Annotated in this window: 4 protein-coding genes; 1 reads left to right on the top strand and 3 read right to left on the bottom strand. The window is 69.5% G+C overall.

What is annotated here, in order from left to right:
* Nucleotides 1–250: 250 nt before the first annotated feature.
* The 3 genes from Q7T09_RS15870 to Q7T09_RS15860 form a co-directional block, all read right to left on the bottom strand.
* The gene (locus tag Q7T09_RS15870) at nt 251–1885 is read right to left on the bottom strand and encodes a TadE/TadG family type IV pilus assembly protein (protein WP_304700987.1); all 1635 of its coding nucleotides are present in this window, start codon (nt 1883–1885) and stop codon (nt 251–253) included.
* Nucleotides 1886–2013: 128 nt separating this feature from the next.
* Entirely contained in the window at nt 2014–3813 is a 1800-nt protein-coding gene (locus Q7T09_RS15865; protein ID WP_304700985.1) for a M2 family metallopeptidase, read from the bottom strand.
* Between the two features lie 90 nt (nt 3814–3903).
* On the bottom strand, nt 3904–4077 hold the full coding sequence (locus Q7T09_RS15860) for a hypothetical protein (protein ID WP_304700984.1): 174 nt from the start codon (nt 4075–4077) through the stop codon (nt 3904–3906).
* 291 nt (nt 4078–4368) lie between these two features.
* Between Q7T09_RS15860 and Q7T09_RS15855 the strand changes: the two genes are divergently transcribed.
* Nucleotides 4369–9471 carry an alpha-2-macroglobulin gene (locus Q7T09_RS15855; protein WP_304700983.1) on the top strand — a complete coding sequence of 1701 codons (5103 nt, stop codon included), beginning with the start codon at nt 4369–4371 and terminating at the stop codon, nt 9469–9471.
* The last annotated feature ends 177 nt before the right edge of the window (nt 9472–9648 follow it).

Below are 9648 nucleotides of genomic sequence, written 5' to 3'. Positions count from 1 at the left end.
GGTTAAAACCCCCTCGGACCTGGTATACCAGGTGGGCGCCATATGCCCGGGCCCACGAGCCCGGACAGGGACAGCTCCCGTAGAGAGAATTAAGGTCTCTGGGATTTGTTGCCTTCGACGAGATCCGCAGCAGACCCGCCGGGACCTAAGGTAGGCCTCCGGCGGTCACTTCTCAAGGCCAGAGCGTGACAGCCTGTAAGTGGATCCCGGTTCAGGCGCCCGTCACGCTCCCATTCTTGATCTCGAGCCTCTATTTTGCGAGCCGCAGGTTGTCGATGGAGCCGGCGATGGCGTCGAAAGCCGCCGACAGGTCCGACACATCCTGCACGTCATAGAACTTGTCGGGGGTCGAGGCGCAGTTCTGCAGCAGGGTGGACGTGCCGCTCCTGACCTCCACGCGGACCGTATAAACGGTGATGTCCTTGCCCTTCACCGCCGTGCAGAGCAGGGCCAGGCGCGCGTCGATGGCGTCGGCCCGGGTGTTGCCGTTCGACGAGGTGGTGCCCAGCATGTTCTGCCAGATATAGCCCAGGCCGCCATAGAACGAGCCGTTCACCTCCCCGCTCCTGGAAGGGTTGTTCATGGTGTTCTCGCCGTCGGTCATCAGGATGATGATCTTGCGGACGTGGGGCGTGTTGTAGGGCGAGCCGTCGGCGAGAGGGCCGATGGGGGAGATGGCGTGCCAGCCCCAGACCATGCCCAGGGGGATGTTGGTCTCGCCCACCGCGGTCATGGCGGCGATGCCGGTCTTGATGCTGGCCGAACTGGTGGTGAGGGGGATGACGGGTTGCAGGGTGCAGCCGGCGTTGGGGCCGAGCGTGTAGGCGCCGTAGCCCGAACCGTCGAGGGTGAAGGCCCCGGTGCGGGTCTGGCTGCCGGCGTACTTGCCGGTGCGCCGCTCCTTCTGCAGCGTGGTCAGGCCCGAGCCGCCGTCGTTCATGTAGTTGTTGTAGTGGTTGCTGTCGGGCTCGTCGGGCCAGAAATAGGGGATGAACATCGAGGCCGGCGTGCCCGAACTCGCGGCGTCCTCCTTGATGTCATAGGGCTGGGCGCGCTGCTCGACGCAGCCGCTCCAGGACGAGCCGATGGCCTTCATCATGGCGAAGCGGTCGGTCTTGGCGCTCGAGCCGGGGGTGACCTCGAAGATGTCGTTGTTGGTGGTCCCGCTCCAGTGGGAGCTGCCCATGGGGTCGATCCAGGCCGGGATGCCCGCGCCCGTGTGGGTGGTGGTGTTGTAGGCGGCAAGCGACGTCGTGGTCTGCACCCGCACGGTCGTGGAGAAGGGCACCAGGGCGATCTTCAGGGGGTCGGTCTGGGTGCTGCGCTGGGCGGCCACCACCAGCTTGTCCACCAGGCTCGCGGCGGCGTCCTTCAAGGTGGTGAGCTTGGCGCCCTGCATGGAGCCGGTGTTGTCGAGGACCAGCGCGATCTCCAGCTTGTCCAGCGAGCGCACGACCTCGGAATTGGCCTTCACATTGCCGTGGGTGAACAGGCCCGGCGCCAGGGCCGGCGGGCTGACCTCGGCGTAGCCGACCACCTTGTCGCCCACGAGGGAGAAGTTGGAGGCCACCAGGGTCGAACCCGCGGGCAGGACCAGGTTGGCGGTCAGGGCGGCGTCGCCGACGGCGTCCACCGCGGCGCTCGTCGTGCCGGTCGAGCGGGCGGCGAACAGGGAGGCGGCGTCCAGGGCGTCCTGCAGGTTGTTGCGTTGGGTCGAGGCCAGGTAGATGTCGAACAGGCCCAGCGACAGCGGGGCCAGCAGGATCAGCGAGATGGCGAAGAACACCGCCGCGGCGCCGTTCTCATCCCGGGCTCCGGCCAGCAGCCGCCGCGCGAGCTTCGCCCGAAGGCTGGTCGGCCGGTTGATCTCGTCTTGCAGTTTCACGCGCACGGCACGCCCCCGATCGCAGGAATTCGGGGGAATTTCGCAGATCAGCGTAAACGAAAGAGGCGCACCGCAGGGTAAATGGCGCCGCAAGCATATCGGCCCGCGGCGCCGCCCCCGAAATCAGCCTACCAGCCGCAGTGCTCGCCCTTGTTCTGGGCGATCAGCCAGGTGTTCAGGGGCTTGAAGTATTCCGTCACCGCGCTGGCGTCGGTGCGGGTCTCGCCGGAATAGACCTTCAGGGTGTCCTGCCACGGCTGGGACTGGCCGAGCGCCAGCATGGCGTTCAGCTTCTCGCCCACGTCCTTGCGGCCATAGAGGGAGCAGCGGTGCAGCGGCCCCTTCCAGCCCATCTGCTTGCAGGCCGCGCGCTGGAACTGGAACTCGTAGTTGAAGGCCAGGAAGTAGCGCATGTAGGGCACGCTGGCGGCGATATGGTACTTGGCCGCCGGGTCGAAGGCGTCGGCCGGACGCGGACCGGGCGGGGTCAGGCCCTGGTACTGGCCGCGCAGCTTCCACCAGGCCTCGTTGTAGTGGGCCGGGTCCACCTTCCCCGCGAACACCTGCCAGCGCCACTTGTCGATCATCAGGCCGAAGGGCAGGAAGGCGATCTTGTCCAGCGCCATCTTCAGCAGGAAGGGGATGTCCTCCTCCGCGCCCGGGGCCTTTTCCAGCAGGCCGATCTGGGTGAGATAGGTCGGGGTGAGCGCCGACATGCCGGCCAGGTCGCCCACCGCCTCGTGGAAGCCGTCATTGGCCGAGCCCTTGAACAGGAAGGGCTGAGCCGAATAGGCCCGCTGGTAGTAGTTGTGCCCCAGCTCGTGGTGGACGGTGTAGAAGTCCTCGCCGTTGACCTTGAAACAGGCCTTGATGCGGATGTCGTCGCGGTCGTTCACGTCCCAGGCAGAGGCGTGGCAGGTGACCTCGCGGTCCCGGGGCCGCTCGAGCATGGAGCGCTCCCAGAAGGTCTTGGGCAGGGGCTCAAAGCCCAGGGACGAATAGAAGGCCTCGCCGGTCTGCGTCATCTTCACGGCTGAGTAGCCGTGCTTCACCAGCAGCTCGTCGAGATTGTAGCTGGAGGCGGCGGTCTTCGGGGCAACCACGTCATAGATGTTGCCCCAGGACTGGGCCCACATGTTGCCGGTCAGGTCGGCGCGGATGGGGCCGGTGCGGGGCTGGACCGCGTCGCCGTACCTGTCATTCAGCCGGGCCCGCACATAGCAGTGCAGGTTGCGGTAGAAGGGCTCCACCTGGGTCCACAGCCGGTCGGTCTCGGCGGCGAAGGCCTCGGGGTCCATGTCGTAGTTGGAGCGCCACAGGGCGCCGGTGTCGGGGAAGCCCAGGCCCTTGGCGCCCTCGTTGGTCAGGGTCACGGCCTTGGCGTAGTCGGCCTTCATCGGCGGGGCGATGGAATGCCAGCCCTCCCAGACCGCCTTCAGCTGCGCCGGATCGCGGCTCTTGGCCAGGATGTCCTCGGCGTCGTTCAGGGTCAGGGTCTTGCCCTGATAGGCGAACTTGCCGGTGGAATAGGTGGAATCCAGCCGCGACTGCAGGGCCGCCAGCTCGGCCGCCGCCCCGGGCCGATCCGGCGCCGGGGTCACCAGATAGAGCTTCAGCAGCTTCAGCTTGCGGGCGGTGACCGGGTCGACGGCGACGCCGTCATAGCGGGCCGCCTGCTTGGCGTAGCCGGTGGCCAGGGTGTTCTGCTCGGCGCTGGCCTTGGCCTCCAGCCACTGGGTGTCCTCGGTGATGTAGGTGGCCCGGACCCAGGAGGACTTGGCGGCGTATTCGTTGAAGGCGGCCAGGTCGGCCTCGGCCTTGTCGACGAAGGCCTTGGCCTCGGCGGGAGTCGGTTTGGCCCCTTGGGCCGCGGCCGGCCCGAAGGCCAGCAGGGCGACGGCCGTGGCCGCCAGAAGTTGGGATCGCATGCGAGGGAGGTCCTTGCGCGGGGGTGGGATGCGACGCGCCTGCGCCGCCATGACCGCGATGGGACGATCCCTGAAGGGCCTCGTCAAGGACTAGGGACGCATCTCCGAGGCGGCGCGACGGATGGTGTCCTCCACGGCGGCCTGGGCTTCGGACTGGCTGAGGTCGAGGCCGGTGGCGACGGTTTCGCCATCCTCATCATAGACAGACCACGACCAACCGCGCTCCGCATGGGCGAGCGAGTAGGCGAACGGCTGGTCGGTCATGGGCGGCCTCGCGTTGTGCGTTGCAGCAATACTGAACTATGACGACTCCAACGCGCCTTCCTGTCAAGCGGTTGCGCACGCCATGCACCGCAGCGTGAAGGTCAGCTGGCGGAGGATATGTCTGCCATCGGGTGGCCCCTCCAACCTTGACCTTGGTCAAGTCGGCGAGGGTGGCCCGTGGGCTCTGTAAAATCAGAGCTGAATGGGCCGCGAGACCGGCCTTCGCATTGACGCTGGCGCGGCTTTGCCCTCCCCTCATTCGACGACGAATGGTCATCCGGGGAGGGGGCGATGGCTCCGAGCGACGAGACGCCGATCGAGGGCGCGCCTGAGCCCGGACCCGAGCCGACCCCCGAACCCGCGCGGGGCCGCGTCCAGGCCTGGATCGACCGCGCCCGCGCCAGCCGCGTGCCGGGCCTGGTGGCCGCCGGCCTGCTGGTGGCCGCCTTCGGCGGCGGCTTCATCGCCGCCAAGGGCATGGAGGGCCTGTCCCTGTTCGGCGCCGGCAAGGCCGGTCCCGCCGCCAAGCTGGAGCCGGGCGCCCAGGGCTGGTCCCTGTTCGGCAAGCCCCGCAACGCCAGCGCCCCGCGCCGCGGCGTCCCCAAGCCCGAGGGCTTCGCGGTCTGGCGCTCGCGCATCGACACCTCCAAGCCCGAGCCCATGGCCTGCGTCGAGCTGACCAGACCGCTGGATCCGGCCAAGTCCTATGCCGACTACGTGCTGGTGGCGCCCGACATGGGGGGCAGCCCGGCCGTCTCGGTGAAGGGCTCGGAGCTCTGCGTGGCCGGGGTCGGCTTCACCGACCGCCGGATCACCCTGCTCAAGGGCCTGCCCGCCCGCGGCGGCGAGCTCCTGGCGGCCAACGCCGACGTCGACTTCACCTTCGGCGAAAAGCCCCCCTATGTCGGCTTCGCCGGTGAGGGCGTGATCCTGCCCCGCGAGGACGCCGACGGCATCGGCATCGAGACCGTGAACGTGTCACGCCTCTACGTGGAGGTCTGGCGCGTGGTGGACCGCAACCTGGTGCGCAAGTCGATCAGCGCGCCCGATCCCACCGCCGAGGGCCAGTATTCCGACGACTACGGCTCCGACAGCCCCGACGACGAGGGCCGCATCGTCTGGAAGGGCGAGGTGGCGGTGAACGTCCAGAACGTCGGCGACCGCACCACCACCGTCTTCCCCCTGGGCGCCGTGCTCAAGGAGATGAAGCCCGGCGGCTATGTCATCAAGGCCCGCGACGCCTCCGGCGGCCGGGCCATCAAGGGCGACGACGGCGAGAGCCTCGACCCCAATCCCCCGGCCCAGGCCCGTCGCTGGGTGATGTTCACCGACATGGCGCTCTCGGCCTATGACGGCTCCGAGGCCCTGGACGTGGTGGTCCGCTCGCTGAAGACCGCCAAGGTGCTGCCGGGCGTGAAGGTGACCCTGGTGGCCCGCAACGGCGAGGACCTGGCGGTGGCCAACGCCGACGCCTCCGGCCGGGTCCGCTTTGACCATGCCCTGCTGGAGGGCGAAGGCCCCGCCGACGCCAAGATGGTGATGGCCTATGGCCAGGCCGGCGACCTGGCGGTGCTGGACCTCGACCGCGCCCCCGTCGACCTGTCCAAGCAGGGGATCGGCGGCCGCACATCGGAAAGCCCCGAGGGCGGCACAGCCGGCCGCGCTGTCTCCACCGCCGTCGACGCCTATATCTATGGCGACCGCGGCATCTATCGCCCCGGCGAGACCGTGCATCTGAACGCCCTGCTCCGCGACCGCGAGGTCAGGGCGGTGAAGGACCGCAAGGGCGCCATCGTCATCCGCCGGCCGTCGGGGGTGGAGTTCAAGCGCTACGCCTTCGACGGCGCCCCACAGGGCGCGGTGGGCGCCGACGTGGCGCTGCCCAAGAGCGCGCCCCGCGGCCGCTGGAGCGCCAAGGTCGAGATCGACGGCCTGGACAAGCCCGCCGGGTCCCTGAGCTTCTCGGTGGAGGACTTCGCCCCGCAGCGGCTGGCGGTGACCACCGTCGGCCAGGAGTCCGTGCCGTTGAAGACGGCCGAGGTGCGCAATGTCGAGATCTCCGCCCGCTTCCTCTATGGCGCGGCCGGCGCCGGCCTGCAGGTGCAGGGCGAGGCCCGGCTGAAGGTCGACCCCAATCCCTTCCCGCAGTTCGACGGCTATTCGTGGGGCGACCAGGTCAGCCCCTTCGAGGAGAAGTATCTCGAGCTTGGCCAGACCGTCACCGACGGCGAGGGCCGGGCGGTCCTGAAGCTGTCGGCCGCCGAGGCCGGGGACACCTCCCAGCCGCTGGCCGCCGTGATGACCGCCAGCGTCTTCGAGCCCGGCGGCCGCCCGGTGCGCGAGGGCCTGAACCTGAAGGTCCGCACCAAACCCCTCTATCTGGGGGTCAAGGTCGACCAGGGCGACACCGGTGGCAATGGCGACCCCACCATCGCCATGAACGTCATCGCCGCCGACGCGGCCGGCAAGCGCATCGCCGCGACCGGCGTCGCCTACAGCCTGATCGCCGAGAACTGGGACTATGACTGGTTCCAGCAGGACGGCCGCTGGCAATGGCGCCGCACCAGCCGCGACGTGGTGGTGCAGAAGGGCGCGCTGAACATCGCCGCCGCCGCGCCGGCCCGCATCGCGCGGCGCCTGGGCTGGGGCGACTATCGCCTGGAGCTCACCGGGCCCGGCGGCGCGAAAAGCGTCATCCGCTTCGCCTCGGGCTGGGGCGCGCCGGCCAAGGACGTGGAGGCCCCCGACTTCGTGCGCGTCAGCGCCGGAACCAAGGCCTACGTCCAGGGCGACACCGTCGAGATCACCCTGAAGCCCCCCTATGCCGGGGAGGCTCAGATCGCGGTGGCCACCGACCGGCTGATCGACTTCAAGACCGTCACCGTCGGCAAGGACGGCGCCACCGTGCGCCTGAAGACCAACGGCGCCTGGGGCGGCGGGGCCTATGTCCTGGTGAGCGTGGTGCAGCCCCGCGATCCGGTGGCCGCCCCCAAGCCGCGCCGGGCCCTGGGGCTGGTCTATGTCCCCCTCGATCCCAAGAACCGCAAGCTGACCGTGGAGCTCGCCACCCCGGTCAAGGCGGACTCCAAGGCTAGGCTGAGTGTTCCAATAACCATCAAGGGCGCCGGGTTCGGCGGCCGGGCCCACGTGACCCTGGCGGCTGTGGACGAGGGCATCCTGCGGCTGACCAAGTTCGACAGTCCCGATCCGGTGAAGTGGTACTTCGGCAAGAAGGCGCTCACCCTGGACTATCGCGACGACTATGGCCGCCTGCTGGACCCCAACCTGGGGGCCCCGGCCAACGTCAACTTCGGCGGCGACGAGATCGGCGGCGAGGGCCTGACGGTCACCCCGATCAAGACAGTGGCCCTGTGGTCGGGCGTGGTGGAGACCGGCCTGGACGGCAAGGCCGTGATCAAGTTCCCCGCCCCGGACTTCAACGGCGAGCTGCGGCTGATGGCCGTGGCCTGGACCGACACCGCCGTGGGCTCGGCCTCCAAGCCGCTCACCGTGCGCGAGCCGGTGGTGGCCGACCTGGCCTTGCCGCGCTTCCTGGCGCCCGGGGACAAGGCCTTCGCGACCCTGGAGCTGCACAATCTGGAGGGCAAGGTCGGCGAGTACATCGCCGAGCTCACCTCCCAGGGCGGAATCCTGGCGCCGTTCAAGAAGGCCTATCAGCTGGCGCTCGGCCAGAGGGTCGCCGAGCGGATCGCCTTCGACGCCCCCACCCGCGCCGGCATCGGCAAGGTCGGGTTCACGGTCTCGGGGCCCGGCTTCACGACGGCGCGGGACTATCCGATCCAGACCCGCCTGGGCTGGAGCCCGATCACCCGGACCACCATCGAGCTGCAACGCCCCGGGACCAGCTACACCCCGACTGCGAACCTGCTCGCGGGGTTGGCGGCCGGGGATGCGACGCTGCAGGTCAGCTACTCGCCGTTCCGCGGTTTCGACCCCGGCCCGATCGCCGTGGCCCTGTCGCGCTACCCCTATGGCTGCACCGAGCAGACCATCTCGGCGGCCTATCCCCTGCTCTACGCCCAGGAGGTCACCAGCGATCCCAAGGTGAAGCGGTCGTCGGCGGCGCTGGCCGGCGCCGTGGGGCGGCTGCTGGACCGCCAGACCCTCGACGGGGCCTTCGGCCTCTGGCGGGTGGGCGACGGGGAGGCCGACGCTTGGCTCGGCGCCTACGCCACCGACTTCCTGATCGAGGCCCAGCGCGCCGGCGTGCCGGTGCCGCAACAGGCCGTCGACCGGGCGCTGTCGGCCATGCGCCAGATCTCCCAGCCCACCGGCTGGGTCTCCATCTCCTACCGCACGGAATATCCCGAGTGGTGGGCGGGGTCCCCCGAGGCCTCCAAGAAGGCCACGGCCACCATGCGCAGCCGCGCCTCGGCCTACGCCCTCTACGTCCTGGCCAAGGGCGGACGGGGCGATCTGGGCCGCCTGCGCTGGTGGCACGACGTGCAGATGAAGTCCGAAAGCTCGCCGCTGGCCAAGGCCCAGGTGGGGGCGGGCCTGGCCCTGATGGGCGACCACGCCCGGGCCCGCTCGGCCCTGCGTCAGGCGATCGCCAGCCTGGGCTATCGCGAGGACAGCGACTGGTACCAGAGTCCCTTGAGGGACCTGGCCGGGGTCATCGCGCTGGCCTACGAGGCCGGGGAAAGCGGCATGGCGCGCGGCCTGCAGGGCCGGCTCGAGAACGCCGTGAAGGACCCCGACAGCCTCAACACCCAGGAACAGGCCCGCCTGCTGCAGGCCGCCCACTTCATGCTGAAGGCGGCGGGCCCGATGAAGGTGACCGCCGCCGGCGCCATCCCGCTGGGTCCGGCGGGCGGCGCGCCGCGCTGGGCGGTGGGCAGGCTGGCGTCCGCCAGCTTCGTCAACGGCGGCGCCGCCCTGTGGCGGACGGTGACGGTGACCGGCACGCCGATCAGCGCCCCGCCGGCCAGCGAGAGCGGCATCAGCCTCTCCAAGCGGCTGGTGGGCTTCACCGGCGGCGCGGTCAATGCGCGGAGCCTTCGCCAGGGCGACCGGGTGATCGTGGTGGTGTCCGGGCGTTCCAGCCAGGCCCGCACCATGTCCCTGGTCATCGACGATCCCCTGCCCGCCGGCTTCGAGATCGAGACGGTGCTGGGACCCGACGACGCCCAGAACGGCCCGTTCCGGTTCCTCGGGACCCTGTCGGCCGCCGACGTCCAGGAAAGCCGCGACGACCGCTATGTCGCGGCCATGGACCTGGCGGGCAAGGCGAGCTTCAGCTTCGCCTATGTGGCCCGCGCGGTGACCGCCGGCGACTTCCTGCTTCCCGGCGCCCAGGCTCGCGACATGTACCGTCCGGCGTTGAACGCCCGGACGGCGGCGGACCGGACGACGATCTCACCGGGGCCGTAGTGACTGAAATGGGTAGCGTAGACCCTCTCCCCTTGCGGGCTACCGCATTCACACATCTGCATTTGAGGGTGTTGTGGAAGTCTGATTCCCTGAGTTGGTCATGATGGGAGCAGGCGATGTTGGATGTGACGCTGGGGCGGTTTGGCGACCGCCGCCTGGAAAAAGGGGGGCCTTCTT

It is taken from the genome of Phenylobacterium sp. (assembly GCF_030645195.1).
Classification (GTDB): Bacteria; Pseudomonadota; Alphaproteobacteria; order Caulobacterales; family Caulobacteraceae; genus Phenylobacterium.
Note: the sequence above shows the minus strand (reverse complement) of the source record. Positions and strands in the feature narration are given on the sequence as shown.